Here is a 26,734-nt window from a genome sequence, read left to right on the forward strand (position 1 = left end):
CCGCTCTTCTCATTGAACGAGAAAATCGGAGGTGGTCGGGGGCTGTTCCCCGGCGGCGCGGGCGATGCCCCGCGCCGCGGCCATGAGCACCGCGATGATCGCCTGCCTCTGCGCGATCCCGGTGGGAACCACCACGCCGAGCGCCGCGAGGGCGTGCCCGGACCGGCCGACGACCGGAACCGAGATGCCCGTGGTGCCCACGTCGAGGACCCCGTCGTAGCTCGCGTAGCCGCGGCGCCGGATCTCCGCCAGATCGCGACGGAAATCCCTTGTGGTGGTGGGAGATCGGAGATTCACCTCGGGGTGGAGTCGTTGATAGTCCTCCTGCACGTCGGCGGGGGAGAACGCGAGCATGACCATGCCCATCGACGTGTCGTGCGCCGACATCCGGCCCGCCACCGAAGCCTGGTTGATCACCGACCCGGACGACGAAAGCCGATCGAGCACGAGAACCTCACCGTCGCGCAGCACCGACAGTTGCGTGTGCTGGTGCACGACCGACTGCACGTCCTGCAGGAACGGCAGCGCCGCCTCCCGCAGGTCCTTCGCCGGGGAACTGCGCGCGACGAGTTCCCACAGACGCATGCCCAGACGCACCGTGCCGTCCGGTTCCCGCGCGAGGATGCCGTGGTGCACCATCTCGCCGACGAGCCGGTACATCGTCGCCTGCGGGATACCGGACCGGCGTGCCAGGGCGCTGACGGTCAACGCCGGTTGCGCGTCGTCGAAGGATTCGAGGATGCGTACGACGCGGTCGAGAATCGAGTCACCGGACGGCGAATTGGCCATGCTCCGATTATCGGCGCCGCGGCACCTGCGCCCGCGTCAGCCGGGGATCCTGATCGTGATACCGGGGAACACCTCGATCTGCGGCGGCAGGTCGATCGGTACGTCCGGGATGTCCACCGGCGGCGCTTCCAGGGTGATCGGCGGCAGTTCCGGCAACGTCAGCTGCGGCACCGGGGGAGCGGTCGTCGTCGTCGTTTCGCTGATCCCCGCGTCGGCGGGCACGCCGGCCTGACCGTCGATCGGGTCCGGCCACGGGAAACTCTCGAAGTCGGTGCCCTCGAGCGCACCGTCCATCGTGCCCTTCCAGATGTCCGACGGCAGGCCCGAACCGTAGATGGATCCGCCCCAGCTGTTGACGATCGCCTCGCCGTCCGGGGTACCGACCCACACCGCCGTCGACAGCGACGGCGTGTACCCGACCATCCAGGCGTCCTTGTTCAGGCCGGTGTCCCCGAGCTGGGTCGTGCCGGTCTTCGCCGCCGACGGACGACCCCCGGCCAGCGCGTGACCGCGCGAGTACGCAGCGATCGGCAGCATGGCCTGCGTGACGTTGTCGGCGACCGCCGGATCGAGCCTGAATTCGCCGGGGGAGGCGGGCCGGTCCAGCAGCACGTCGCCGTCGGCCGTCTCGACCCGCTGGACGAAGAACGGCTCGTGGAAGGTTCCGGACGCGGCGAGCGTCGCATAGGCCGAGGCCATGTCGATGACGCGGGACTGATACTGGCCCAGAACGATTCCGCCCTCCGGCGGACCGCCCTCGTGACTCAGCGTGGTCCCCTCCACGCCCGGAATGGTCATGGGGATGCCGGCGTCGTGCGCGGCGTCGGCGATCGCCTGCGGGCCGTCGTCCATCGACATCATCAACCGGTAGAAGCTCGTGTTCAGCGACCGCTTGAGGGCCTCGGCGATCGTGCACTTGCCGCACGAGGCGCCCTCGACGTTGCCGATCTCGATGTTGCCGACCTTCAGCGGCGAGCTGTCGAAGCGGGCGTTCAGGCCGATGCCCTGCCGCAGAGCCGCGACCAGACCGAACACCTTGAACGACGAACCGGTCTGAAGCGGCGCCTGCGCGAAGTCGAAGCCTGCGCCCTCCTCGCCGCCGTAGTAGGCGCGCACGGCACCGGTGCGCGGGTCGATCGACACCACCGCGGTCCGCAGGCTCTCGTCCTCACCGTCGAGAGTGCTGCGAGCACTGTCGATCGCCGCCTGCTGCGCGACCGGATCGATGGTCGTCGTGATCCGCAGCCCCTCGGTGTTCAGCGTCTGCTCGCTGATGCCCGCGGCGGACAGTTCACGCAGCACCTGAGTCTTGACGTGGCCTTCCGGTCCGGTCGAATCATTCTGCTGCGCAAGCTGATTCGACGGCACCGTCGGCGGGAACTGCTGCCCGTCACGTTCGCCTGCGTCCAGCACGCCCATCTCGACCATGCCGTCGAGCACGTACGTCCAGCGCGCCTCGATCGCCGGCCGGTTGAACTCCGGGTCCAGCGACGACGGGCTCTGGATCACCCCGGCAAGCACCGCCCCCTCGGACACCGACAGCTCACCGACGGGCTTGCCGAAGTACGCCTCCGACGCCGCCGCGATGCCGTACGCACCGCGACCGAAATAGATGGTGTTCAGGTAGGCCTGCAGGATCTCGTCCTTCGACGACTGCCGGGCCATCTTGGTGGAGACGACCAGCTCCCGCATCTTGCGGGTGATCGTCCGGTCCGCGCCGACCAGCACGTTCTTCACGTACTGCTGGGTGATCGTCGAACCACCACCGGCGGTTTCCTTGCCCATCACGTTGTCGCGCGCCGCGCGCACGAACCCGGAGATCGAGAAGCCGGGATTGCTGTAGAAGTTGCGGTCCTCCGCGGACAGCACCGCGTTGCGGACGTGCTCGGGAACTTCCTCGATGTCCACCTCGGTGCGATTGCCCTCGGGCGGCACGACCGTGCTGAGCACCGTGGTGCCGTCGGCCGCGTAGATCGTGGCCACCTGATCGTTCTTCATGTCCGACGGACGCGGTACGTCGACCGACATGTATGCCACCGCGAAACCGATGCCGGGCACGATCACCAGGAGCGCCACGACGGCGAGCACCAGGTAACGGACAAGGCGCCACCCCCGTGACTTGGCGGGGGTGGCAGGTCTGGAAGGCGACGACGACGAAGAACTCACACGGGCTACTTTCTGGCGAAATCCGGGCTCGACAGATCATCGCACCCTGTCATCCGTATGGTACGTAGTCCGGGACAACTGTGATCGAAGGCGCACGGGCCGTGTCCCGTGTCTATATGTGGCGCCTCCCACCGCCACAAAGGCACACCGGCGCCTACGGCGCCCTCCGCCAGGCACGGAACGCGAAACCCCACGCGGTCGCGAATCCGAGCAGCACCAGTCCCGGGACGATGCCCGGCGCCGGGGACCACAACTCGGCGACCGCGGCGATCAGCGCCATGACCGTGAACACGGTCAGGAACCCCAGCAGCATCTCGAGCCGCTGCCGCCGGGGGACCCGTCTCACGACTTCACGCCGCCCGCGGTCAGACCCGAGATGATGCGGCGCTGGAAGATCAGCACCATGATCACCAGCGGCACCATCACCAGCGTGCCGCCGGCCATGATCGAGGCGTACGGCGTCACGTACGGGTCGGTGCCGGTGAACCGTGCCATCGCGACCGTCACCGGCGCGGTCTTCTCGCTCGACAGCTGCGACATCAGCAGGTACTCGTTCACGGTCGCGATGAACGCCAGGATCGCGGTGGTGAACATCGCCGGCGCGGCGAGCGGCAGCATCACCAACCGGAACGCCTGCCCGCGCGTCGCACCGTCCATCCGGGCCGCCTCCTCGAGTTCCCACGGCAGTTCCGAGAAGAACGAGGTCAACGTGTACACCGTCAGCGGCAGCACGAACGAGATGTTCGGGATGATCAGCGCCTGGTAGCTGCCGATCCAGCCGATGTCGGTGAACAACTGGAACAGCGGCGTCACCAGCGCCACCACCGGGAACATCGACGCGCCCAGGATGATGCCGGTGACGAAGTACTTGCCCCGGAAATCGAACCGGGCCAGCGCGTAGGCGGTGAACACACCGAGCAGCAGCGCGACCGCGGTGGTCGCACCGGCGATGATGACGCTGTTGACCAGCGCGCGGGAGAAGTTCACCTTCGCGTCGGGATCGAGGGCGTCGGCGAAGTTCTGCAGCGTCGGGTTCGCGGGCCACAGCGACGTGCTGAACGTCTCGGACGGCTCGCGCAGCGCCGTGACGATCATCCAGTAGCAGGGCGCCAGGCCCCACAGGACGATGAGGATCACCCCGGCATACGTGCCGGCCGAGCGCACCTTCGTGCCTCCGGTACCGGGACTGCTCATCCGACGTCTCCCTTCCGCTGCGCCTCCTGCGTCTGCACGGCGTTGGCACCGAGGAACCGCACCAGCACGAACGCGACCGCGAAGATGAGGAGGAACGTGATCGTCGACAGCGCGGACGCCGAGTTCGCGCCCTGACGCATCTGCTCGACCACCAGCACCGAGATCGTGGAGGTCGCGGGGTTCGAGCCCATCATGATGGCCGGCAGGTCGTACATGCGCAGCGCGTCCATCGTGCGGAACAGGATCGCGACCATCAGCGCCGGCTTGACCAGCGGCAAGGTGATCATCTTGAAACGCTGCCACGCGTTCGCGCCGTCGACCTTCGCGGCCTCGTACACCTCCGCCGGGATCATCTGCAGGCCGGCGAGGATCAGCAGCGCCATGAACGGCGCGGTCTTCCACACGTCCGCGACGATGATCGCGAACCGGGCCGGCCACGGATCCGCCGTCCACAGGATGTCCGTGCCGAGCATCTTGTTGGCGATGCCGTCGTTGGCGAAGATGAAGAACCACAACTTCGCGGTGACCGCGGTCGGGATCGCCCACGGCACCAGCACCGACGCGCGGAGCAACCCACGACCGCGGAACGATTTCGCCATCACGACCGCCATCGCGAAACCGATGACGGTCTCGAGTGAGACGGTGACGACGGTGAAGAAGAACGTGTTGAAGATAGAGCCCCAGAACTGGGAGCCCAGCGTGCCCGGCGGGCACGGAATGCTGCCGGTGGCGGTACCGCAGGACTGGGTGATCCACCGGACGTAGTTCTCGAAACCGACGAAACCGCCCTCGACGAACCGGCCGGTTTCGGGATCGAGTTTCTTCGCGTCGCCGTGCAGCGACATCCAGACCGCCCGCCCGAGCGGGTACAGGATGATGACGGCGAGCACGGCGAGGGACGGCGCCACGAACATCCACGGAGGGATCCGGCGGCCCTGCTTGATCGCGGGCGCGCTCGGCTCCGGAGGTTCGGTCACCCGGTGCCGTCCGTGCACACGGTCGCGGTCGGGACCGAGGTACTCGGTCCCGACCGCGGAATCGTGTGGCGGATCCGCGGGAACCGGTCGGCGGTCTTCGTGACCGGCTTGGACCTGCGGTTCTGCCATAGGTACTGCTCCTAGTGGATCAGTTGCCGGCGGTTTCGATGCCGGCCTTGATGTCGGCGAGCGCCTGCTCGACCGTCTTCTCGTTCCGGATCGCCGCGTACGAGTTGTCGGCGATCGCCTTGGACACGTTCGAGTAGTACGGCGAGGACGGACGCGGCTTCGCGCTCTCGAGCGCCTGCTTCAGCGTCGCGAAGTACGGGTACTGCTCGAGGATCGCCGGGTCGTCGTAGACCTCGGCGAGGACCGGCGCGCCGCCGACCTCGGCGTAGTAGGTCTGCGACTGGCGGGTCTGCATGAACTCGAGGAAGTCACGCGCGGTCGCCGGCGCATCCGAGAACGCGCTGATGCCGACGTTGTAGCCACCGAGGGTGGAGACGCCCGGTCCGTCGACGCCGGGGAGCACCGCGATGCCGTAGTTGCCGGCGATCGAGGAGGACTCGCCGTCGGTGAAGAAGCCCGGCCACGTGCGCAGGAACAGGGCCTTGCCGTCGCCGAACGCGGTCTGCGACTCACCTTCGGTGTAGGTCTGCGCGGCCGCCGGGATCGTGCCGTCCGCGAAGCGGTCGACGATGAACTGCAGACCCTCGCTCGTCTTGTCGTCGATCGACGGGGTGAGGCCGTCCTCCGAGACGAAGCTGCCGCCGAAGGCGTTGGCGATCTCGGTGACGTTGACCGTCAGGCCCTCGTAGTCCTTGAACTGGCCGAGGTAGCAGTCGATGCCCGCCTCGACGGCCTTCGGGCACTCCGCCTGCAGTTCCGCCCACGTGGCCGGGGCCTTGTCGACGAGGTCGGTGCGGTAGTACAGGAACGCGGCGTTGGTGTTCTTCGGGGCCGCGAACAGGGTGCCGTTGTAGGTGCCCGACTCGACGGTCGCGGGCAGCAGGCCGTCGGTCGAGATCGCGTAGTCGCCCTCGAGCGGCAGCAGCCAGCCGTTGGCGGCGAACTCGGCGGTGTTGGTGACGTCGACGGCCACGAGGTCGTACTCGTCGCTCTTCGCCTGCATGCGCTGGGCGATGTCGGCGTACTGGTCGTCGGCTTCCTTCGCCAGCGGCTTGAAGGTCACCTTCTCGTCCGGATGCTCGGCATTCCAGTCGGAGATGATGTTCTCGAGCGCCGCATTCAGGGGGTCCTGGCCCTCGACGATGGTGATCGGGCCGCGCCCTTCGCCTGCCGCGGACGCCGAGCCGCTGCTGTCGCTGCTCGAGCTGTCGTCGGACGAGCAGGCCGTCAGGACCAGCAGCGACGCCGCCGATGCAGCGATCGCTGCGCGGCGGACCGCCTTCGTGTTCAGAACCATGGATTACTCCCGTTCGGATTCGGAAAACTCCTCGTCGGCAGCCTATGGCCACCGACACCGGCACCTACTCTGGCATGCGAGACCGGGAAAAGGGGATATTGCTCCCAACCTGAATCGGTCATGTCCGTTCCCGCAGGCCTCGTCGTCGGCCGTGCTCAGCCGAGCCGGCGACCGTCCTTCGTCGAGAACACATGCACCTGCTCCGGATCGAAGTTCAGGTAGATGCGCTCGCCCTTCTGCGGCGGATTCCGCCAGTCGCCGCGCGCCACGATCTCCTGCGAGCGACCCGCGATGTACGCGCGGCCGTACACATAGGCGTCGGAGCCGAGCTCCTCGACGACGTCGACGTCCATCGCGAGACCGTACTCGGTGATCTGGATGTGCTCGGGACGGATACCGACGACGACCTCGGTCTCGTGGACCTCACCGACGACGTCACGCGGGATCGGCACGTACGTCTCGCCGAGGATCGCGCCGCGGTCGAACACCGGCAGCGTGAACAGGTTCATCGCAGGTGAGCCCATGAATCCGGCGACGAACACGTTCGCGGGCCTGTTGTAGAGGACCCGCGGCGACGCGCACTGCTGCAGGATGCCCTTCTCGAGAACCGCGACCCGGTCGCCCATGGTCATGGCCTCGACCTGGTCGTGGGTGACGTACACGGTGGTCGTGCCGAGGCGGCGCTGCAGCTGCGCGATCTGCGTGCGGGTCTGCACCCGCAGCTTCGCGTCGAGGTTCGACAGCGGCTCGTCCATGAGGAACACCTGCGGCTGCCGGACGATGGCGCGGCCCATGGCGACGCGCTGACGCTGTCCACCGGACAGTGCCTTGGGCTTGCGGTCGAGGTACTGCTCGAGGTCGAGCATCTTCGCGACCTCCTCGACCCGCGCGCGGATCTCTGCCTTCGGGGTCTTCGCGAGCTTGAGCGCGAAGCCCATGTTCTCGGCGACCGACATATGCGGGTACAGGGCGTAGTTCTGGAACACCATCGCGATGTCCCGCTGCTTCGGGTCCTGCCCTGTGACATCGGTGTCGCCGATGAGGATGCGGCCGCTGTGAACCTGCTCGAGACCTGCGAGCATGCGCAGCGACGTGGACTTGCCGCAACCCGACGGACCGACCAGCACGAGGAACTCCCCGTCCTCGATCTTCAGATCCAATGCGTCGACCGCCGGCGTGGTCGAGCCGGGGAAGAGGCAGGTCGCCTTGTCGAAGGTCACTGAGGCCATGGCACGAGAGAATAGGCGACAAAGCCGAACGCGCCTATTCTCTGTCGGTGAGTTCCGACCGGATGCTGACCCGTATCGGCGGCCTGCTCCGCCAGGCGGAATCGACCGACAACCAGCACGAAGCCGACGCGTTCCTGGCGGCTGCGCAACGTCTGGCGACCGCGTCGTCCGTGGATCTCGCGGTCGCGCGTGCCCACACCGCGTCCCGGGAACGCCGGGCCACGCCGGTGCAGCGGCTCATCACGATCGGGGAGAGCGGGAAGAAGGGGCTGCGCACGTACGCGCAGTTGTTCCTGGCGATCGCCGCCGCCAACGACGTGCAGTGCGACATCACCGCCACCTCCACCGTCATCTATGCGTACGGATTCGGCGACGACATCGACGTGTGCGAGGCGTTGTACTCGTCGCTGCTGGTGCAGATGGTGCGGGCGTCGGACGCGTACCTGCGCGCGGGCAGCTATCGGGAGGAGACGACGGTGCGCACGGTCGTCGAGCAGCGCGGGGGACGGCGGGTCCGCACGCGGGTGCGCAAGCCGGTCGCCGGGGTGACCGCGCGCCTGAACTTCCAGTCGGCGTTCGCGGCGCGGATCGGGGCACGGCTGGCCGAGGCGAAGCAGCAGACGGAGCAGGAAGCGGAGGTCGCGGTGCCGGGCACGGAATTGGTGTTGCGCGACAAGCAGCTCGAGTTGCGCGATTTCTACACCAGCACGTCGCAGGCGCGGGGCAGCTGGCGCGGCAACCGTCCGACGGCCGCGCACTCGTCGGACGCGCAGCGGGCCGGGGACCGGGCCGGGCGGCGGGCGCGGCTGGGGACGGCGCCGGAGCTGCCGTCCGGGGGCCGGAGGCTGACCCGATGACCCGCGTTCGGGATACGCAGCGGGCGGCGGTGTACGAGGCGGAGTCGCTGGTGCGGCGCATGTTCGACCTCGCCGACGAGCGGGGGATCCGGGAGGTGGAGATCGCCGGGTCTCGTGTGACGCTGCCGGTGGAGCGCCGGTTCGCGTCGATCGAGTCGGTGCAGGCGTATCTGGATGCGGTGCTGGCTCTGAACTGGGTGCGGGAGCGCTGGCCGCGCGCCGCAGTGCGGGTACGGGTGCGGGCGCGCGCCGGGAACACGGCAGCGCACTACGAAAGTGATTCTGCGGTCATCGCACTGCCGGAGCACCGGGCGAACACGGCGTGGGCGTTCCGGGAACTGGTGGTCCTGCACGAACTCGCGCACCATCTGGATCCGTCGGATCCGGACGATCCGGCCGAACCGGCACACGGGGCGGCGTTCGTCGACCGCTTCCTCACGCTGGTGGGCGAGATCATCGGACCCGAAGCGGCGTTCGCGTTGCGTGCGTGCGGCTTCGCCGCCTGCGAATGACGGTGGTGAAGTTTCCGGGCGCGGTCAGGGCATGTCGGGGCGACGGTGCGACCACCGGCGCACCCGTGAGCGTCCGTGCTCGGCCGCGTGAATAACCTTGTCTCCCAGCTTCTTCGACTCGGCGACGAAGCGCTGCCGACTGCCCTTGTCCTCGGCGCGCCGGTTTCCGGTCCACCGGCCCAGCGTCTGCTTCGCCTTGCCGGCGGCGGCCTCTGCGCTGTGTTTGATCCTGTCCGTGAGGTGCGCCATGGTGTGCTCCTGTCCGGCCACGTGCGGCCGTTCGACGATTTCGGATACCCCCGCAACTCGGAGGAAAACCGGACGCGAACGTACCGACCGGTCCGCATTATAGGGTTGAAGATCAACTTCGGATTGATGTTTCACGAAGTGTGACGCAGGTTACTCCAGTCCCACGTGCAGGCGGACGCCCGCAGAGTTTCGATCGCCGACTCTCCCCACGGGACGGGTCGCAGCCGAAGGAGATGACCATGAAGGGTGGAGCACGAATTGCCGCGGGGGTCGGCATCGGCTACATGCTGGGACGTACCCACAAGATGCGACTCGCGCTGATGCTCGCGGGGGCGGGATTGAGCGGGCGCCTCCCCGGTACCCCTCAGGAATTGATGAAACGCGGTGTATCCGCTCTGGGGTCCTCACCTGAACTGAGCAAGATCACCGAATCCGTTCGGGGCGAACTGCTCGGCGCGGCGCGGGCCGCGGCCGTGACCGCAGCGAGCAACCAGATCGACTCGCTCAACGAGCGACTCCAGCAGGGCGGGGGTCTGCTACGCAGCAAGAGGAGTACCAAGTCGGAGGACGAGGACTACGAGGAACCCCAGGACGAATACGACGAGGACGAGCAGGGAGCCTACGAGGACGAGCCGACCGACACCGCCGACGAAGAGGACACCTCGGACGAGGACACCGGCGACGAAGGCACGGGCGAAGAGGCCTCGGGCGAAGAGGACACGGAGGACGTCGATTCCGAGGAGGAGCGGAAGCCCGCGAAGAAGCGGCCCCCGGCCCGGCGCCGGACATCCGAGAGCGCCTCGTCGACACGATCACGATCCGCTCCCCGCCGGAAGAAGTCCGATGAGGACGACGAACAAGCGCCCAAGCCACGCCGCCGAAGCTCCCGGACCGAGAGTTCGGCATCCGGGCGCGCCCCCGTGCGACGTACGAGGAGCTGAGTCCCATGACCAAGGCACTGTCCGATACCACCCGGAAGGTGGGTAAGGCCGCGACCGGCGCGGCAGGAAAAGCCGGCAGGACCGCAACCGGCGCCGCGGGCCGAGCCGGCAAGGCCGCGACCGGGACGGCGCAGAAGGCGGCCGGCGCGGCCTCGCCGACCGGGCATCTGCAGAACGCGCTGCAGACCCTCGCCGGAACCGTCACCGAGCGGGCCGTGGACACCGTCACCGACAAGATCACCGGAACGGCCGGGCGACTGCACGACTATGCCGAAGGCACCGGCAACACCGGTCTGCTGTCGGCGCTGACCGGCGTCGACAAGCTCTCGGAGGGCGCTTCACCGCTCAAGGCCGCCATGAGCGCCGGTTTCGAGGGCGTCAAGGGCACGGCCAAACAGAAGTTCCAGGACGTGAAGGAGTCCTTCGGCGGCGGCGGTGGCCGGAAAGGCTCGGGCGGCAAGAAGATCAAGCTCACCAACATCGTCGAGCAGATCGACGTCGGGGTGCCCGTCCGGCTCGCCTACGACCAGTGGACCCAGTTCGCCGACTGGCCGAAGTTCATGAAGAAGGTCGAGCAGGTCGAGCAGGCCGCCGACGAGAAATTGCAGTGGACCGGCAAGGTCTTCTGGTCGCGCCGGAACTGGGAGTCGACGATTCTCGAACAGGTTCCGTTCGAACGGATCGTGTGGCGTTCCAAGGGCGGCAAGGGTTACATCGACGGCGCGGTGACCTTCCACGAGATCACCGAGAACCTCACCCGGATCGTTCTGGTACTGGAGTACCACCCCCGCGGCCTGTTCGAGAAGACCGCCAATCTCTGGCGTGCCGTGGGACGGCGATCCAGACTGGAACTCAAGCACTTCCAGCGTCACGTCATGACCGAGAGCATCCTGCATCCCGACGACATCGCGGGGTGGCACGGCGAGATCCACGAAAGCAAGGTGGTCAAGGACGACGAGACCGCTCGCCGCGAGGAGCAGGAGGAACAAGAAGAGGACGAAGGGTACGAGGAGCAGGACGAATCTGCCGAAGAACCCGAAGAAGAGGAAGAAGGGGAGGAGCCGGAGGACGAGGAGCCCGAGGACGAATACGACGAAGACGAGTACGACGACGAGCTCGAGGACGAAGAGCCCGACGAAGAGCCCGACGAAGAGGAGCCCGAAGAGGACGAAGCAGAGGAGCCCGAAGAGGACGAAGCAGAGGAAGAACCGCCCGCTCGCCGTAGGGCCCCCGCGCGAAGCAGGGCACGGTCCACGGCCGGCACGAACCGAGGAGCCAGGAAATGACCATCCAACCCGCCGGTGGCGGTGGCGGCGGTGGCGGCGGGATGGCACGCCCGAACTCGTCCGGTCTCGCCGAAGTCATCGACACCATCCTCGACAAGGGTCTCGTGATCGACGCGTTCGTGCGGGTCTCCCTCGTCGGTATCGAACTCGTGACGATCGACGCCCGCGTGGTAGTCGCCAGCGTCGACACCTACCTGCGTTTCGCCGAAGCGGTGAACCGTCTGGAGATCTCCGACAGTGAACCGAAGGGTCTGCCCGATCTCGTCGGTGACATCACCTCGGGCGGTTCGAAACACAAGACCAAGGGAGCACTGGAAGCAGCTACCGAGAAGGTCTCCGAGTTCCTCGGAGACGTCGACGACAGGCGGCAGCGCGCCCCGCGCGGATCGAAGAGAGGGGAGTAACGATGACCGACACGTCGGCGGACGAACGCACGCCGGAAGAGCAGGGCATCACCGGCAGCACGGGCATCTACGTCTACGGCATCGTCCCGGGGGACGTGGAAGCGGAATCGCATGCTACCGGTGTGGGCGACCCCCCGAGCAACGTCTCGGTCGTGCGGAGCGGCGAGATCGCTGCGCTGGTCAGCGAGATTCCGGTCGACCGGCCCCTCGGCACGCCCGACGACCTCAAGGCCCATGCGGAACTGCTGGACGGGACCGCCGCGGTGGCACCGGTGCTGCCGCTCCGGTTCGGGGCGGTGCTGTCGGACGAGGACGCGGTGTCCGAGGAACTGCTCGACGCCCATCGTGACGAGTTCGAAGCGGCGCTGAACGAACTCGAGGGCAGGGCGCAGTTCGTCGTCAAAGCACGCTACGACGAAAGAGCGGTGCTCAGTGAGATTCTCGAGGAGAACGCCGACGCGGCTCGCTTGCGCGAGGAGATCCGCGACAAGCCTGAGGACGCGACCCGCGACGCACGAATGATGCTCGGCGAGATCATCACCCAGTCGATCGAAGCCAAGCGCAATGAGGACACCCAGCGGGTCGTCGACGCGCTCGAGGACCTCGAACCGATGGTCAACGTCCGCCAGCCGACACACGACGAGGACGCTGCGCACGTGGCGGTGCTCATCGAATTGTCCCGGCAGGGCGATCTCGAGGACATCGTGCGTTCCCTCGCGGAAGAATGGGAGGGCCGGGCGAAGATGGATCTGCTCGGGCCGATGGCCGCGTACGACTTCGTGATGAAAAGAGCACCGGAGGACTGAGCCGTGGGACTGATCTCGTCCGTTCTCACACTGCCGATTGCCCCGATCCGGGCGGTGCTGTGGCTCGGCGAACTCATCCAGGACCAGGTCGAGCAGCAACTGCACGACCCGGCCACCATCCGCCGGGAACTCGAGGAGATCGATGAGGCGGCCGCCGCCGGCCGCCTCACCGACGAAGAGAAGGCCGCGGCGCAGCAAGCCGTCCTCAACCGGATGATCCGGCCGGATACCGGCGCCCCGCCGATCTAGGAAGGGGACCACGGTGGCCGGACGTACGACCCGCAAGGACAGCGGCAGTTCCGAGCCTGAGCCTCTGCCCCCTTTGTCCGCAGCGGAGGTGGCCCGTTTCGCGGTCGAATATCTCACCGAGTTGACGACGAAGGACCCGCAGGGCGTCACGTCGGTGTCGCCCAGCGACGACGGGTGGACGGTCGAGATCGAGGTGATCGAGGACCGGCGCATCCCGTCCACGGCGGACATGCTCGCGTTGTACGAGGTGCGACTGGACCCGGATGGAGAACTGTTGTCCTACCGCAGAACCAAACGCTACGGACGCGGCAGCACCGACCTCGGAGGTAGCAGATGACCGTGATGGGTGGCGGCTCGTCGTCCCCGCAGCCCTACGGCGGCGGGCACCAGTCGACGAATCTCGGCGACATCCTCGAGCGGGTCCTGGACAAGGGCCTGGTGATCGCCGGGGACATCCAGGTGAATCTGCTCGACATCGAACTGCTCACCATCAAGCTGCGCCTGGTGATCGCGTCGCTGGAGACGGCGAAGGCCGTGGGCATCGACTGGTGGGAGACCGACCCGTGGCTCAGCAGCAAGGGCAAACGAGCGGAAATCGAAGGCGCACAACAGGATCTCGAAGTCGAGAACCGGAAGCTGCGGGACCGCATCGCGGAACTCGAGGCCGCACGGAGGGAACCGGTCGCCGAACCGGTCGAGGTCGAGGATGCCGAATTCGAGGACGACGAGGTGGACGATGACCGCTGATCACGGCGTGTGGGTGTACGCGGTGACGGGTGCGGACCTGCCGGACGAAGCCGTCTCCGACGTGACGGGGGTTGCTCGCGAGGCGGTCCGCGCCGTGTCCGCCGCCGGACTGACCGCCGTCGTCGGCACGGTGCCGCTCGGTGAGTTCGGGGAAGAGGCGTTGCGCAGCAACCTGGAGAATCTCGAATGGCTCGAGACGGTGGCGCGCACGCACGATGCCGTCGTGTCCGCCGTGGTGCGGTGGGCTCCGGCGATTCCCTTGCGGCTGGCCACCGTGTATCTCGACGACGCGCGCGTCTGCGACGTGCTCGAGGCGCGCCGGGCGGACTTCGACGCGGCGCTCACCCTCGTCGCGGGACGTACCGAATGGGGTGTGAAGGCGTACGCGGACGTGGACGCGATCGCTGCCGGCGCGGTGGAGACTGCGGGATCCGGAGCCGAGAAGGGAACCGGCACAGCCTATCTGCTGCGGCGTAAGGCGCAGCTGTCCGCGCGGGAGGACGCCGAACGCGCCGCAGCGGACCGCGCCGACACCCTCCATGCGTTGCTGCTGCAGCACTCGGCCGCGGGGCGCCGGCAACCGCCGACCGACCCGACGCTGAGCGGCCGGCGGGACCGGATGGTGCTCAACGGCACCTACCTCGTGGACGACGCGCGCAGCGACGAGTTCGCCGAAGCGGTTGCGGCGGCGCGCACCCAGTTCGACGGGCTCGAGCTGGAACTCACGGGTCCGTGGCCCCCGTACTCCTTCGCGGGTGTGGACCGGGGGAACCCGTGAGCGAGGTGCCCGAGGAGCGTCGGATCGCGCTCGTCGACCTGCTCGACCGGGTGCTGGCCGGGGGTGTCGTCATCGTCGGCGACGTGGTGCTCTCGGTCGCCGACGTGGACATGGTCCGCATCTCGTTGCGCACCCTGATCTCGTCGGTCCGTGCCATCGCCGAGGACCAGGGGATCGAACAGCAGGGAATCGAACAGCAGGGGATCGAGGGTCCGTGACCGAATTCGGCGGGCTGCCACCGCGTATCGACTCCGACCCCGAATCCGTGGAGCGGGGTCTGGTCACCCTGGTGCTGACCCTCGTCGAGCTCCTCCGCCAGTTGATGGAACGGCAGGCACTGCGACGGGTCGACCAGGGCGACCTCAGCGACGAGCAGATCGAACGCATCGGCACCACGCTGATGCTGCTCGAGCAGCGCATGGACGAGCTGCGCGAGCATTTCGGTCTGACGCCCGAAGATCTCAACATCGATCTCGGGCCGCTCGGTCCCCTGCTGCCGCCACCCTGACCTTCGATCAGTTTCCGGTGACGTCGACCCGCTCGTGCTCGGCGACCGCCCCGGCCAGGACCCGCAGGTGGTCCTCGGTGCTGCCGAGGGTGTGTTCGATCGCGGTCAGCCTGCTGACGTAGTGCCCGACCGGATATTCGGCGGTCATGCCGATACCACCGTGCATCTGGATCGCTTCCTGCCCGATGCTGCGGGCGGACCTGCCGACCTGCAGCTTGGCCCGGGAGGCGATGGTCGGGTCGACGATGCCGTCGGACAGCGCCATCGTCGCGTACAGGCTCAGGCTCGTGGCGAGTTCGAGCAGCACGTACATGTCGGCGGCGCGGTGGGTCAGTGCCTGGAAGCGGGCGATGGGCGCGCCGAACTGCTTGCGCTGCCTCAGATATTCGGTCGTCAGCCGCAGGGTTTCCTGCATCGCGCCGACCGCTTCGGCGCACAGGGCGGCCTGCGCACGCACCTGCGCGGCGACTATCGCGTCGGTCGCATCGGTGACGTCGACACCGAGCGGTTCGGCGGTGACGCCGTCGAGGGCGAGCTGGGCGCCGCGGCGTTCGTCGTGGGTGCGGTACGCGGTGCGGGTCAGGCCCTCCGCGGACGCCTCGACGAGGAACAGTCCGGTTCCGCCCTCGGGCAGTCTTGCGGACACCACGAACGTGTCGGCGCAATCACCGTGCAGCACAGGGTTCTTGCGTCCGGTGACGGTCCAGACGTCACCGGTGCGGGTCGCGGTGGTCTGCACGTCCGTGAACGGCCAGCGGCTACCGGGCTCGTCGTGCGCGAACGCGAGCAGCAGCTCTCCCTCGGCGACGCGCGGCAGGATCGCGGCGCACTGCTCGTCGCTCCCGGCCTCGGCGACGAGACCGCCGGGCGTGTACACCGCGTCGAGCAGGGGTTCCGGTGCGAGTGCCCGCCCGATCTCGGTCATTACGGCCATCGTCTCGACCGGTCCGGCACCCATGCCGCCGTGTTCCTCGGGGAAAGGCAGCCCGAGGAGGCCGAGTTCGGCGAACTGCCGCCACACCTCCGGGTTCCAACCCCGGTCGGTGGCGGTGATCGCGTTACGGGTTTCCGCGTCGTACACCCCGGACAGCAGGTCGCGGGTGGTCTTGCGGAGCAGATCCTGTTCGGTGTCGAGTTCGAAATTCATGGTGGCTGCTCACAATCCGAGAATGGAGGAGGCGATGATCTGACGCTGGACCTCGCTCGACCCGCTGTAGATCGAGACCTTGCGGTTGTTGAGGTAGACCGGCGCGGAACGTTGTGCCCAGTCGGGGGAGTCGATGTCGTCGGCGCCGACGGGCAGCGAATCGGGACCGGCGATGTCGGTGAGCAACTCGGTCGCGGCCTGCTGCAACTCCGAGCCGCGCAGCTTCAGCAGCGACGACGCCGGGTTCGGCTTTCCGTCGGCGGAACTCGCGACGACGCGCAGCTGGGTCAATTCCAGTGCCAGCAGCTCGTTTTCGAGTTCGGCGACGCGCGCGGCGAACAGCGGGTCGTCGAGCAGCGACCCGGATCCGAGGCGGACCTGGGCGGCGAGTTTCTTGGCGCGTGCGATGCGAACCTTGGTGGCACCGACGCGCGCGACCCCGGTGCGTTCGTTGCCGAGCAGGAACTTCGCGTAGCTCCAGCCGGCGTTCTCCTCGCCGACGAGGTTCTCGGCCGGGACGCGCACGTCCTCGAAGAACACCTCGTTGACCTCGTAGCCACCGTCGATCAGCTTGATGGGGCGCACCGTGACGCCGGGCGTCTTCATGTCGATGAGCAGGAACGAGATACCGGCCTGCCGTTTCGGTGCGTTCGGATCGGTGCGGACGAGCGCGAAGATCCAGTCGGCGTGCTGCGCGAGCGTGGTCCAGGTCTTCTGCCCGTTGACGATGTAGTCGTCGCCGTCGCGGACCGCGCGAGTCTTGAGGGACGCCAGGTCGGAGCCGGCTTCGGGTTCGGAGAAGCCCTGGCACCACCAGATGTCGAGATTCGCGGTCGCCGGGAGGAAACGTTCCTTGAGCTCCTGAGAGCCGAATTCGGCGATGACGGGACCTACCATCGCGGTGTTGAACGGCAGCGGGTCGGGGACGGACGCGAGTTGCAGTTCGTCGAGCCACAGGTGCCGCTGGACCGAGGTCCAGTCCTTGCCGCCCCATTCGACGGGCCAGTGCGGCACGGCGAGGCCGTGCGCGTTGAGGATCCGCTGGCTGGTGACGATGTCGTCGCGGCCGAGCGGGCGGCCTGCGGCCACGCGTTCGCGGAGCTCGGCGGGGATCTCGGTGGTGAAGAACGTGCGCAGTTCGTCGCGGAATGCGAGTTCCTCGTCGGTGAGCGTCAGATTCATGATGGCCTTCCGTCCCGGTGATGGACGCGGACACGCGGCGGCTCCGCGTCGCCCCGACGATAAACCGTACACTGTTAGGACGTCCAGGTCCCCGCTTCGAGGAGGATGCCGATGGCCCGGCCCCGGACACCGCTGCTGAGCCGGCAGCTGATCCGCGACACCACCCTGCGCATGATCGACGAGCACGGCCTCGGGGACGTCTCGATGCGCCGGATCGCCACCGAACTCGGAGTCCGCGCGCCCTCGCTCTACACGCACTACCCGACCAAGGACGCGCTGCTCGACGACATCGGCAACCTCATCGCCGACGACGTCGACGTCTCGGGTTTCGAAACGGGGGACTGGCGGGAGGCGCTGCGCACGTGGGCCCGCTCGTACCGGGCGGCGCTGGCCGCGCATCCCAACATGGTTCCGTACCTCGCCTCGAGTCCCGGCACACGCCCGGGTGCTCTCGACCGGGCGGATGCCGTGCACGGCGGTCTGACCCGCGCGGGCTGGCCACCCCGCACCGCCACCCTCATCGGCGCGTCCGTGAAGTACATCGTGCTCGGCGCCGCGATCGCGTCGTTCGCCGGCGGATTCCGCGGCGACCGCGACACCTACGACGACCGCTACCCGCATCTGTCGGACGCGCACCGCCTCGCCGAGCGCGCCGCGGAGATCGATCACGACAGCTTCGAGCTCGCGCTCGAGACGTTCCTCGTGGGACTCGAGCCGCAGTTCGCCGCGCTCGGCGGCAGCCGCTGATCCGGTTTCGGATGCAGGAGGCGATCGGTGGTCCTACCGTGGTTTCCATGACGCGCCCCATCCGCATCGGACTCCAACTCCAGCCCCAGCACCAGCCCGACTACGGCGTCATCCGCGACACCGTCCTGCGCGCCGAGGACGCCGGCGTCGACATCGTGTTCAACTGGGACCACTTCTATCCGCTCACCGGCGACCCCGACGGTGCTCACTTCGAGTGCTGGACGATGCTCGGCGCCTGGGCCGAGCAGACCGAACGCGTCGAGTTCGGCGCGCTCGTCACCTGTGGTGGTTACCGCAACCCGGATCTGCTGGCCGATATGGCCCGCACCGTCGACCACATCAGCGGTGGGCGGCTGATCCTCGGCATCGGGGCGGGCTGGTTCGAGAAGGACTACACGGAGTACGGCTACGACTTCGGGACCAAGGGTTCGCGGCTGGCTCTGCTCGCCGAGTATCTGCCGCGCATCACCGCGCGGCTCGGCAAGCTGAATCCGGCCCCGACGCGCCATATCCCGATCCTCATCGGCGGTGGTGGCCCGCGGAAGACCCTGCCGCTCGTCGCGAAGTACAGCAACATCTGGCACAGCTTCGGTGACCTCGGCACCCACGTCGAGAAGTGGGGAATCGTCGAGAAGCGGTGCGCCGAGATCGGCCGGCACGCGTCGGAGATCGAACGGTCTGTGCCGTGGCCCGGCGTCGACCAGGCCGCCGCGTACGCGGATGCGGGGGTCACGCTGTTCACCGTCGGCGCCAGCGGTCCCGACTACGACCTGGCGCCGCTGATCGAGGCCATCGGGTGGCGTGACGAGAACTCGCCGCCGCTGCTGTCCGGTCTCGCCTGACCCGTCACGCCGCTACTGTCGGGGTCATGACACGACAGGTGAGTGTGTGGGGTGGACATTTCTGGCTGAGCGGGAAGACCCGGGAGGCGGCGCTGGACGCGGCGCGCGAACTCGACGAACTGGGGTATTCGAGGCTGTGGACGTCCGGCGGATTCGGGGACGGCGTTCCGTCGATCTACGGCGAAGTACTGGATGCGACAACACGTCTCGGTGTCGCCAGCGGCATCCTGAGCATCTGGCACGCCGAGCCGGCGGCCACCGCCGAAACCGTCCGCGGGTTCGAGGAGAACCATCCGGGCCGTTTCCTGCTGGGCCTCGGCACGAGCCACGCGCCGGTGGTCGAGGCCAAGGGCGCGAACACCTACGCCAAGCCGTACAGCCGGATGGTCGAGTACCTCGACGCCCTGGATGCCGAGGGGTTGCCGGCGGAGCGTCGGGTGCTGGCCGCCCTCGGCCCGCGCATGCTCACCCTGTCCGCCGAGCGGTCCGCGGGTGCGCACCCCTACTTCGTCCCTGCCGAGCACACCGCGCAGGCCCGGGAGCTCCTCGGTGACGGCCCCCTGCTGGCCCCGGAAGTCGCGGTGGTGCTCGAGCGCGACGAGGACACCGCCCGCGCGATCGCGCACGAGTACATGCGCGGCTACCTGGCGCTGCCGAACTACTCGAACAACCTTCGTCGCCTCGGCTACGGCGACGACGACCTGGCCGGGGTCGGCAGCGACCGACTCCTGGATGCGCTGATTCCGTGGGGTGATCTCGACACCGTGGTCGCTGGGATCGAAAAGCACTACGAGGCCGGGGCCGACGAGGTCGCGATCCAGGTGCTCACCGGCGACCCGTTCACGTTCGCGAGTTCCGCGTATCGGGAGCTGGCGGGGGCATTGATGTAGGCGGAGCTGGTGTGCCTTTGCGGCGGTCCCTGCCGCCACAAAGGCACACGGGCGGAGCCTTGCCTCCTGACCCGTCACTCTGTTAACTGTAGTTGTGGTCGCCGTTCGCCCCGAACGACTGCCTCGTCGACCCAGGGAAGAGACGTCATGGACATCGAAGTACTCGGACGCGTACTGACCACGCTGCCGGAGAACGACGACCACCCGTACCGCACCGGCCCGTGGCGGCCGCAGCACACCGAGTGGCGCGCCGACGACCTCACCGTCGTCGGCAAACTTCCGTCCGACCTCGACGGCGTCTACCTGCGCAACACCGAGAACCCGGCGCATCCCGCACTCGAGGGTCTCTACCATCCGTTCGACGGCGACGGCATGATCCACGCCGTCGGATTCCGCGACGGAAAAGCGTTCTACCGCAACCGATTCGTCCGTACCGACGGCTTTCTCGCCGAACAGGAGGCCGGAGGCCCGCTGTGGGCCGGCATCGCCGAGCGGCCCGAGAACTCGATCCGGCAGGACGGCTGGGGCGCGCGCGGTCGCATGAAGGACGGCTCGAGCACCGACATCACCGTGCACAACGGGGTCGCGCTGTCGAGTTTCTGGCAGTGCGGTGAGCTGTACCGGCTGGATCCGACCACGCTCGAGACGCTCGGAAAGTCCACGTGGCACGGCGATTTCCCGTCCGCGGGTGTCTCCGCGCACCCGAAGGTCGACGAGCGGACCGGCGAGATGCTGTTCTTCGACTACACCACCGACGCGCCCTACATGCACTACGGCGTCGTCGACGCACAGGACCGCCTGGTGCACTACGTCGACGTGGAACTGCCCGGTCCGCGCCTTCCGCACGACATGGCCTTCACCGAGAACTACGCGATCCTCAACGACTGCCCGCTGTTCTGGCTGCCGCAACTCCTCGAACGCGGCCGGTACGTCCCGAAGTACCACCCGGACATGCCGATGCGGCTCGGGGTGATCCCGCGCCGCGGCAAATCCGACGAGATCGTGTGGTTCGACGCCGACCCCACCTACGTCCTGCACTGGACCAATGCCTACGAGAGCGGCGACGAGATCGTCCTCGAGGGCTTCCACCAGAGCGACCCCGAACCGGCCGACGACGGAAACGGCAACATCTACAAGCGTCTGTTCCGGTCCCTCGCCCTCGACCGCATGGGCACCCACCTGCACCGGTGGCGGCTGAACCTGCGCACCGGGCAGGTGAAGGAGGAACGGCTCTCCGAGTCGATCACCGAATTCGGAATGATCAACCCGCACCACGCGGGAGTACAGCACCGCTACACCTACGCGGCGACGGGCGTGCCCGGCTGGTTCCTGTTCGACGGCCTCGTCAAGCACGACGTGCTCACCGGCAACGAGGAGCACTACGCGTTCGGCGACGGCGTGTTCGGCAGCGAAACCGTGATGGCGCCCCGTATCGGGTCGACGTCCGAGGACGACGGCTACCTCGTCACCCTCGTCACCGACATGAACGAGGACCGCTCCGAATGCCTCGTGTTCGATGCGCAGAACGTCGCCGACGGTCCCGTCGCGCGGATGCAGCTGCCCGAGCGGATCTCGAGCGGCACGCATTCGACATGGGCCGCCGGATCGTCGCTCCCCGGCTGGCGTGAGGACGACCGGCCGGGCAGCACGATCGGCTTGTAGGCTGCCCCGGTGCCCGGCACCACCACGTTCACCACGCTCGAACCGGGCGGCGACAACGCGCTCGCGGTGACCCTCGGGATCCTCGGCGACGAATGGAACCTGTGGATCCTCCGCTCGGCACTGCTCGGCGCACGCCGGTACGGCGACTGGATCGCACGCGGTCCCATCTCCCACGCGGTGCTGACCGCGCGGCTGGGCCGGCTCACCGAGGCCGGGCTGTTCGAGAAGGTCGCCTACCAGCAGCAACCGGTACGCCACGAGTACGTGCTCACCGCGCGCGGACGCAGCGTGTGGACCGTGCTCGTGAGCATGTGGGCGTGGGAGCAGCGCTGGTCGGCCGATGCGGAAGCGCGTCTGCCGCGTCGGCGCCACACCGTGTGCGGGCAGCTGTTCGTGCCGCGGCTCGTCTGCGCCGCGTGCGGGGCCCCGGCCGACGCGCACGACGTGAGCGTGCGGACCGGACCGAGCGGCGAGTGGTCGCGGTGTGTGCCCGCCGCGGCCGGTCGTCGTCGCTCCGGGCGTGCGGCCCGCACCCCGGACATCGTCCCGCACACCATGGAACTGGTCGGCAACCGCTGGTCGGCGGCATTGCTGGGCTCCGCGCACCGCGGCGCCACCCGATTCGGGGAATTCGCGGAGCAGATGGGGGCACCGCCGGCGGTCGTCACCGATCGGCTCCGGCGGTTCACCGAACTCGACGTGCTCGCGCCGCGCCCGCATCCCGGCCGGGCCGATTGGGTGACCTATCACCTCACCGACAAGGGCCTGGCGTTCTTCCCCGTCATCGCGTGCATGATCGCGTGGGGACAACGCTGGTTCCACGCGCCCGAGGGCCCCGCGCTCGAAACGGTGCACCTGGGATGCGGGGCGCCGTTCCTGCCGAGACTCGTCTGCGACCGGTGCGACGGCACCCTGCACGCGGCGACCATCACGATCGAGGACGTACCCGACGCGGACGGGTAGGGACCGACAGCTCCCGTTTTCCGACCCCCGTTTTCCGAGCGCGCGGCCCCGTTTTTCCGAGCGAATGTATCGCTCGTCTCCTTCAATCGACCGAATGTACCGCTCGCTCGGAGAAAGACGGGGGTGCGCGAGGACGGCGGGCCGGCTCAGCCGAAGTCGACCTGCCGGTGTTTGTTCGCCAGTGCCACCACCATGCCGGCGCCGAACGGGCCGCGGCTGTCGAACAGCACCGATGTGCCGACGGCGACACCGTCCTCGCCGATGTGGTGATCGGCCTCGACCCCGACCTCCTCACCGACCGGCAGCCGCGACAGGGTCAGGGTGAGGTCGGCGTTGATGTATCCGACGCCCTGCTCGCTCCAGTTGGTGACCAGGCTCGTGCCCTCGCCGACGATCGCGGTCCGCACGAACGGCGACATCTTCTCGCCGAGGATCACCGGAAATTGTCTGGCCCACATGCGTTTACGGCTCGAATTCTGATGCTCGGACCGTATCTGCGACCAACCCTCCGGGTGGTCGTCGCTGCCGAACCAGGTCGGCACGAATCCGGTCTCCGGGTCATCCGTGCGACTCGACGGCGGCGCCGGATGTTCGTCGCGGGTCCATACCGTTCCGGGCGGCTGCTCCGACGGACGGAGATACACGACGGTCGCGCGCGCGACCACGTCACCGTTCTGCAGCATCTGTGCATCGGCCACCCGGATGCGGTTGCCGTCGCGCACGAGGGTCGTCTCGACCGTCACGGGATCGGTGCGCACCGGTTTGAACAGATCGACGGTGAGCCGCGACGGCACCCAGTTCTCCACCGCATGCCGGTTCTCGAGTTCCCGGGCGAACAGGCCGCACACGCACGGACCGAGCAGCATGTCCGACGACCAGGGACTGATCGCCAACTCGGTCGGCACGAACCGGCCGTCGACCTCCGTGAAATATCCGCGTTCGGTACGTCCCATGCTCCGCATTCTCCGGACCGGTCGTGCGAGAGGTCACGGCGGGTCCGTGGGCCGCGCGGTCCGACAGTGTCGAATGTTCCCGTTCAACCCGTGCTCGTCGGTCTAGGCTCCGAACATGGTCGGATCGGCGAGGAAACTCCGCACCGCGTTCGCGATACTACTGACGATGCTGCTGGCGCTCGTGCTGACATCGTGCAGCTCGTCGGGCGACGACGCCTCCGGAACCCGCGACCTGTGTTCGCCCCCGGGAATCGAGTCGGCGTCGGCCGCGCCGACGAACCTGGCGCAGGGCGCGACGGAAGCGGAGGACCGCTACACCACCCCGGACGTGGTGCCGCTCGAGAGCATCGACACGTCGCGGCTGGGGCTCATCACCCCGGGTGTCCTGACGGTCGGCACGCTGTCCGACGCCCCGCCGAGCATCTGCGTGAACTCCGAGGGCGTGTTCACCGGCTACGACAACGAGGTTCTGAAGGCCATCGGGGAGAAGCTCGGACTCGAGGTGCAGTTCGTCGGCACCGAGTTCGCGGGGCTCCTCGCGCAGGTCGCTGGGCACCGCTTCGACGTCGGCTCGTCGTCGATCACCACGACGGACGAGCGCCGCAATCTCGTCGGGTTCACCAACGGCTACGACTTCGGCTACTTCTCACTCGTGGTGCCCAACGGCAGCCCGATCACCGGGTTCTCGGATCTGAACGCTTCCACCCGTATCGGCGTCGTCCAGGGGACCGTGCAGGACGACTACGTCGTCAACACCCTGAAGCTCGATCCGGTCAAGTTCCCGGACTACAACACCGCGTACGCGAATCTGAAGACCGGCCAGATCGACGCGTGGGTCGCGCCGTCGCAGCAGGCCGAAGGGGCCATCGCACCGGGTGACCCCACGTCCATCGTGGAGAACACGTTCAGTGTCAACAACTTCGTGGGCTGGGCGGTCGCGAAGGAGAACCAGCCGCTGATCGACGCGCTGAACTCCGGTCTGGACGCCGTGATCGCCGACGGCACGTGGGCCGAACTGTACACCGAATGGGTGCCGCGCGAGCTGCCCGAGGGCTGGAAGCCCGGCAGCAAGGCCGCACCCGAACCGGAACTGCCCGACTTCGCGGCGCTCGCCGCCCAGACGGGCACCGAACCCGCGGGCACGCCCGCCGCCGAGCAGAAGTCGACGCTGACGCAGCTGCGCGAGACCTTCTTCGACTGGGGGCTGTATCAGAAAGCGTTCCCGGATCTGTTGAAGACCGGCCTGCCGAACACCCTGATCCTGGCGCTGACCTCCGGGATCGCCGGCACGATCCTGGGCATGCTGCTGGCGGTCGCCGGGATCTCCCGCACCCGCTGGCTGCGCTGGCCTGCCCGCGTCTACACCGACATCTTCCGGGGACTGCCCGCCGTCGTGATCATCCTGCTCGTCGGCCTCGGGGTGGGACCGGTCGTGCAGGGCCTCACCGGCAACAATCCGTACTGGCTCGGCGCGGCGGCGCTGGCGCTGCTGGCCGCCGCATACATCGGCGAGATCTTCCGCTCCGGCATCCAGTCGGTCGAGGCCGGGCAGATGGAAGCTGCGCGAGCACTGGGCTTCAGTTACCGGCGGTCGATGTCGCTGGTGGTCGTGCCGCAGGGCGTCCGCCGCGTGCTGCCCGCGCTCATGAATCAGTTCATCGCCCTCATCAAGGACTCGTCGCTGATCTACTTCCTCGGCCTGCTCGCGACGCAACGTGAGCTGTTCGCGGTCGGCCGCGACCTCAACGCCCAGACCGGCAACCTGTCACCGCTCGTCGCCGCCGGTCTGTTCTATCTGATTCTGACGGTGCCGCTGACGCACCTGGTGAACTACATCGACCATCGGCTGCGCGTCGGCCGGAAGGAAGTCACGCTCGACCCGCTCGAGCAGGACCTCGTCGTGGAGAGAGGCTGAGAACGACCATGACCGCTCCGACTCTCGAGGGTGTCTCGCTGACCGGCACGGGGCTGCACCTGGCGTTCGGATCCAACAAGGTGCTGCGCGGCGTCGACCTGCACGTCGACGCGGGGAAGACCGTCACCGTGATCGGGCCGTCCGGATCCGGCAAGTCGACGTTGCTGCGCGTGCTCAACCGCCTGTACGAACCCGACGCCGGCGACGTGCTGCTCGACGGGAAGTCGGTGCTGAAGGACAACCCCGACGCGCTGCGTCAGCGCATCGGCATGGTGTTCCAGCACTTCAATCTGTTCCCGCACAAGACGGTCATCGAGAACATCGCGCTGGCGCCCCGCAAGCTCAAGGGCATGTCGAAGGACGAGGCCCGGGCACTCGCCCTCGAGCAGCTCGAACTGGTGGGTCTCGCCCACAAGGCCGAGTCGCGGCCGGCGAATCTGTCCGGCGGGCAGCAGCAGCGCGTGGCGATCGCGCGGGCACTGGCGATGAAACCGCAAGTGATGTTCTTCGACGAAGCCACCTCCGCGCTCGACCCGGAACTCGTCAAGGGCGTGCTGGCGCTGATGGCGGATCTCGGTGCCGGCGGCATGACGATGGTCGTCGTCACCCACGAGATGGGTTTCGCGCGGTCGGTGTCGGACACCGTCGTGTTCATGGATCACGGCGCGGTCGTCGAGACCGGCACCCCGGACCAACTGTTCGACAGCCCTGAAACCGAACGGCTGCAACAGTTCCTGTCGCAGGTTCTCTGACGGATCGAGGCTGCCGGCGGGATTACGGCTGGATCAGTACATTCAGGCCCCGCTCGAAGTCGGCGACACGCCGCGAGAGAGCGTGGTGGCCACCGTTGACGATCTCCGACACCCGGACGATCCCGGCGGTGTCCGCGACCTGGTTGAGGTTGCGCGACGTCCAGTACCAGGCGGCCGTGGTGAAGGCATTCTCCGGCGCGGACAGCAGTTCGGGGTTCGCGACGAAGTCCACCCCGGTGGCCTGGCTCAACTTCTCGTAGTTGTGACGACCCGTGATCTGAATGGCGCCGCGACCCTTGTAGCGCACGCCGTCTCCCGGCTGGGTATTGCCGAGATCGCGGCGGCCCTCGTAGGCGCGCCCGGAGGCGTACTCCTCGAAGGTGCGGAAGGAATCGGACTCGACGGCGAGTTGGGCGATGAACGCCGCCTGCCGGACCGGTGTGTCGATGCCGTTGCGCACCATCGCGTCGTTGAGCGGGGCGATGTACTGCTCGATCTTCTCGGGCTGGACACCCGGCACGATGCGAGCCAGCTCATCGGGGGTGACGGCGGGCGGCGGGGGC

Annotated in this window: 31 protein-coding genes; 19 read left to right on the plus strand and 12 right to left on the minus strand. The window is 67.9% G+C overall.

Annotation, left to right across the window (positions count from 1 at the left end):
- Window positions 1-9: 9 nt before the first annotated feature.
- The 7 genes from M1M07_RS23080 to M1M07_RS23110 form a co-directional block, all read right to left on the minus strand.
- Window positions 10-789: an IclR family transcriptional regulator gene (locus M1M07_RS23080; protein ID WP_248675663.1), complete on the minus strand. Its 780-nt coding sequence runs from the start codon at window positions 787-789 to the stop codon at window positions 10-12.
- A 36-nt stretch (window positions 790-825) separates the two neighbouring features.
- Window positions 826-2,877 carry a transglycosylase domain-containing protein gene (locus M1M07_RS23085; RefSeq protein WP_307845967.1) on the minus strand — a complete coding sequence of 684 codons (2,052 nt, stop codon included), beginning with the start codon at window positions 2,875-2,877 and terminating at the stop codon, window positions 826-828.
- Between the two features lie 232 nt (window positions 2,878-3,109).
- Complete coding sequence (locus tag M1M07_RS23090; protein WP_248675664.1) at window positions 3,110-3,301, minus strand: hypothetical protein; 192 nt, start codon at window positions 3,299-3,301, stop codon at window positions 3,110-3,112.
- The gene (locus M1M07_RS23095; RefSeq protein ID WP_197250173.1) at window positions 3,298-4,149 is read right to left on the minus strand and encodes a carbohydrate ABC transporter permease; all 852 of its coding nucleotides are present in this window, start codon (window positions 4,147-4,149) and stop codon (window positions 3,298-3,300) included. Before M1M07_RS23095 ends, M1M07_RS23090 begins: the two co-directional genes overlap by 4 nt.
- Window positions 4,146-5,255, minus strand: a complete 1,110-nt coding sequence (locus M1M07_RS23100; protein ID WP_197250172.1) for a carbohydrate ABC transporter permease — start codon at window positions 5,253-5,255, stop codon at window positions 4,146-4,148. The genes M1M07_RS23095 and M1M07_RS23100 overlap by 4 nt, the downstream gene beginning before the upstream one ends.
- Before the next feature lie 19 nt (window positions 5,256-5,274).
- The gene (locus tag M1M07_RS23105; RefSeq protein WP_248675665.1) at window positions 5,275-6,552 is read right to left on the minus strand and encodes an ABC transporter substrate-binding protein; all 1,278 of its coding nucleotides are present in this window, start codon (window positions 6,550-6,552) and stop codon (window positions 5,275-5,277) included.
- Window positions 6,553-6,707: 155 nt separating this feature from the next.
- On the minus strand, window positions 6,708-7,781 hold the full coding sequence (locus M1M07_RS23110; protein ID WP_197250170.1) for an ABC transporter ATP-binding protein: 1,074 nt from the start codon (window positions 7,779-7,781) through the stop codon (window positions 6,708-6,710).
- Between the two features lie 47 nt (window positions 7,782-7,828).
- Between M1M07_RS23110 and M1M07_RS23115 the strand changes: the two genes are divergently transcribed.
- Window positions 7,829-8,638 carry a DUF2786 domain-containing protein gene (locus M1M07_RS23115; RefSeq protein ID WP_197250169.1) on the plus strand — a complete coding sequence of 270 codons (810 nt, stop codon included), beginning with the start codon at window positions 7,829-7,831 and terminating at the stop codon, window positions 8,636-8,638.
- A complete protein-coding gene (locus M1M07_RS23120) occupies window positions 8,635-9,150 on the plus strand; it encodes a TIGR04338 family metallohydrolase (protein ID WP_197250168.1) in 516 nt (171 codons plus the stop codon). The genes M1M07_RS23115 and M1M07_RS23120 overlap by 4 nt, the downstream gene beginning before the upstream one ends.
- A 24-nt stretch (window positions 9,151-9,174) precedes the next feature.
- Here the strand turns inward: M1M07_RS23120 and M1M07_RS23125 are convergent, their stop codons facing one another.
- The gene (locus tag M1M07_RS23125) at window positions 9,175-9,399 is read right to left on the minus strand and encodes a CsbD family protein (protein WP_197250167.1); all 225 of its coding nucleotides are present in this window, start codon (window positions 9,397-9,399) and stop codon (window positions 9,175-9,177) included.
- Between the two features lie 239 nt (window positions 9,400-9,638).
- Here M1M07_RS23125 and M1M07_RS23130 point away from each other — a divergent pair, with 239 nt between their 5' ends.
- Genes M1M07_RS23130 through M1M07_RS23175 form a run of 10 tightly spaced genes read left to right on the plus strand, consistent with a single transcriptional unit; the run spans window position 9,639 to window position 15,118 of the window.
- A complete protein-coding gene (locus M1M07_RS23130; RefSeq protein WP_197250166.1) occupies window positions 9,639-10,340 on the plus strand; it encodes a hypothetical protein in 702 nt (233 codons plus the stop codon).
- A gap of 5 nt (window positions 10,341-10,345) precedes the next feature.
- On the plus strand, window positions 10,346-11,626 hold the full coding sequence (locus tag M1M07_RS23135) for an SRPBCC family protein (RefSeq protein ID WP_248675666.1): 1,281 nt from the start codon (window positions 10,346-10,348) through the stop codon (window positions 11,624-11,626).
- Entirely contained in the window at window positions 11,623-12,030 is a 408-nt protein-coding gene (gene gvpJ, locus M1M07_RS23140) for a gas vesicle protein GvpJ (RefSeq protein ID WP_197250164.1), read from the plus strand. The genes M1M07_RS23135 and gvpJ (M1M07_RS23140) overlap by 4 nt, the downstream gene beginning before the upstream one ends.
- Window positions 12,031-12,032: 2 nt before the next feature.
- Window positions 12,033-12,836: a GvpL/GvpF family gas vesicle protein gene (locus M1M07_RS23145; RefSeq protein ID WP_197250163.1), complete on the plus strand. Its 804-nt coding sequence runs from the start codon at window positions 12,033-12,035 to the stop codon at window positions 12,834-12,836.
- 3 nt (window positions 12,837-12,839) lie between these two features.
- Complete coding sequence (locus M1M07_RS23150) at window positions 12,840-13,085, plus strand: gas vesicle protein GvpG (RefSeq protein ID WP_248675667.1); 246 nt, start codon at window positions 12,840-12,842, stop codon at window positions 13,083-13,085.
- Window positions 13,086-13,098: 13 nt separating this feature from the next.
- Complete coding sequence (locus tag M1M07_RS23155; RefSeq protein ID WP_197250161.1) at window positions 13,099-13,422, plus strand: gas vesicle protein; 324 nt, start codon at window positions 13,099-13,101, stop codon at window positions 13,420-13,422.
- On the plus strand, window positions 13,419-13,832 hold the full coding sequence (gvpJ, locus tag M1M07_RS23160; RefSeq protein ID WP_197250160.1) for a gas vesicle protein GvpJ: 414 nt from the start codon (window positions 13,419-13,421) through the stop codon (window positions 13,830-13,832). The genes M1M07_RS23155 and gvpJ (M1M07_RS23160) overlap by 4 nt, the downstream gene beginning before the upstream one ends.
- Window positions 13,822-14,610 (plus strand): GvpL/GvpF family gas vesicle protein, encoded by a 789-nt coding sequence (locus M1M07_RS23165; protein WP_197250159.1) that lies wholly within the window; start codon window positions 13,822-13,824, stop codon window positions 14,608-14,610. The genes gvpJ (M1M07_RS23160) and M1M07_RS23165 overlap by 11 nt, the downstream gene beginning before the upstream one ends.
- Window positions 14,607-14,828 carry a gas vesicle protein GvpJ gene (gene gvpJ / locus M1M07_RS23170; RefSeq protein ID WP_197250158.1) on the plus strand — a complete coding sequence of 74 codons (222 nt, stop codon included), beginning with the start codon at window positions 14,607-14,609 and terminating at the stop codon, window positions 14,826-14,828. Before M1M07_RS23165 ends, gvpJ (M1M07_RS23170) begins: the two co-directional genes overlap by 4 nt.
- Window positions 14,825-15,118, plus strand: coding sequence for a gas vesicle protein K (locus M1M07_RS23175; protein WP_197250157.1), 294 nt, complete (start codon window positions 14,825-14,827; stop codon window positions 15,116-15,118). Before gvpJ (M1M07_RS23170) ends, M1M07_RS23175 begins: the two co-directional genes overlap by 4 nt.
- A gap of 7 nt (window positions 15,119-15,125) precedes the next feature.
- On the opposite strand, the gene M1M07_RS23180 is transcribed toward M1M07_RS23175, so the two are convergent.
- Together M1M07_RS23180 and M1M07_RS23185 are read right to left on the minus strand one after the other, a co-directional pair.
- A complete protein-coding gene (locus M1M07_RS23180) occupies window positions 15,126-16,265 on the minus strand; it encodes an acyl-CoA dehydrogenase family protein (protein ID WP_197250156.1) in 1,140 nt (379 codons plus the stop codon).
- Between the two features lie 9 nt (window positions 16,266-16,274).
- Window positions 16,275-17,447 carry an acyl-CoA dehydrogenase family protein gene (locus tag M1M07_RS23185; RefSeq protein ID WP_248675668.1) on the minus strand — a complete coding sequence of 391 codons (1,173 nt, stop codon included), beginning with the start codon at window positions 17,445-17,447 and terminating at the stop codon, window positions 16,275-16,277.
- Window positions 17,448-17,558: 111 nt separating this feature from the next.
- Between M1M07_RS23185 and M1M07_RS23190 the strand changes: the two genes are divergently transcribed.
- The 5 genes from M1M07_RS23190 (at window position 17,559) to M1M07_RS23210 (ending at window position 22,551) form a co-directional block, all read left to right on the plus strand.
- Entirely contained in the window at window positions 17,559-18,194 is a 636-nt protein-coding gene (locus M1M07_RS23190; protein WP_197250155.1) for a TetR/AcrR family transcriptional regulator, read from the plus strand.
- A gap of 47 nt (window positions 18,195-18,241) precedes the next feature.
- Window positions 18,242-19,036: an LLM class F420-dependent oxidoreductase gene (locus M1M07_RS23195; RefSeq protein ID WP_197250154.1), complete on the plus strand. Its 795-nt coding sequence runs from the start codon at window positions 18,242-18,244 to the stop codon at window positions 19,034-19,036.
- 26 nt (window positions 19,037-19,062) lie between these two features.
- Entirely contained in the window at window positions 19,063-19,926 is an 864-nt protein-coding gene (locus M1M07_RS23200) for an LLM class F420-dependent oxidoreductase (protein ID WP_248675669.1), read from the plus strand.
- A gap of 147 nt (window positions 19,927-20,073) precedes the next feature.
- Window positions 20,074-21,588, plus strand: a complete 1,515-nt coding sequence (locus tag M1M07_RS23205) for a carotenoid oxygenase family protein (protein ID WP_248675670.1) — start codon at window positions 20,074-20,076, stop codon at window positions 21,586-21,588.
- Window positions 21,589-21,597: 9 nt separating this feature from the next.
- The gene (locus M1M07_RS23210; RefSeq protein WP_248675671.1) at window positions 21,598-22,551 is read left to right on the plus strand and encodes a helix-turn-helix domain-containing protein; all 954 of its coding nucleotides are present in this window, start codon (window positions 21,598-21,600) and stop codon (window positions 22,549-22,551) included.
- A gap of 146 nt (window positions 22,552-22,697) precedes the next feature.
- On the opposite strand, the gene M1M07_RS23215 is transcribed toward M1M07_RS23210, so the two are convergent.
- On the minus strand, window positions 22,698-23,504 hold the full coding sequence (locus M1M07_RS23215; protein WP_197250150.1) for an acyl-CoA thioesterase domain-containing protein: 807 nt from the start codon (window positions 23,502-23,504) through the stop codon (window positions 22,698-22,700).
- A 115-nt stretch (window positions 23,505-23,619) separates the two neighbouring features.
- Here M1M07_RS23215 and M1M07_RS23220 point away from each other — a divergent pair, with 115 nt between their 5' ends.
- Window positions 23,620-25,419, plus strand: a complete 1,800-nt coding sequence (locus M1M07_RS23220) for an ABC transporter substrate-binding protein/permease (protein WP_248675672.1) — start codon at window positions 23,620-23,622, stop codon at window positions 25,417-25,419.
- Between the two features lie 8 nt (window positions 25,420-25,427).
- On the plus strand, window positions 25,428-26,171 hold the full coding sequence (locus M1M07_RS23225) for an amino acid ABC transporter ATP-binding protein (RefSeq protein WP_197250148.1): 744 nt from the start codon (window positions 25,428-25,430) through the stop codon (window positions 26,169-26,171).
- 22 nt (window positions 26,172-26,193) lie between these two features.
- Here the strand turns inward: M1M07_RS23225 and M1M07_RS23230 are convergent.
- Window positions 26,194-26,734, minus strand: a 541-nt coding sequence (locus tag M1M07_RS23230) for a glycoside hydrolase family 19 protein (RefSeq protein ID WP_248675673.1), incomplete at its 5' end; no start/stop codon positions are given.

Source organism: Rhodococcus sp. HM1 (genome assembly GCF_023218075.1).
In the GTDB taxonomy this organism is placed as follows: domain Bacteria; phylum Actinomycetota; class Actinomycetes; order Mycobacteriales; family Mycobacteriaceae; genus Rhodococcus.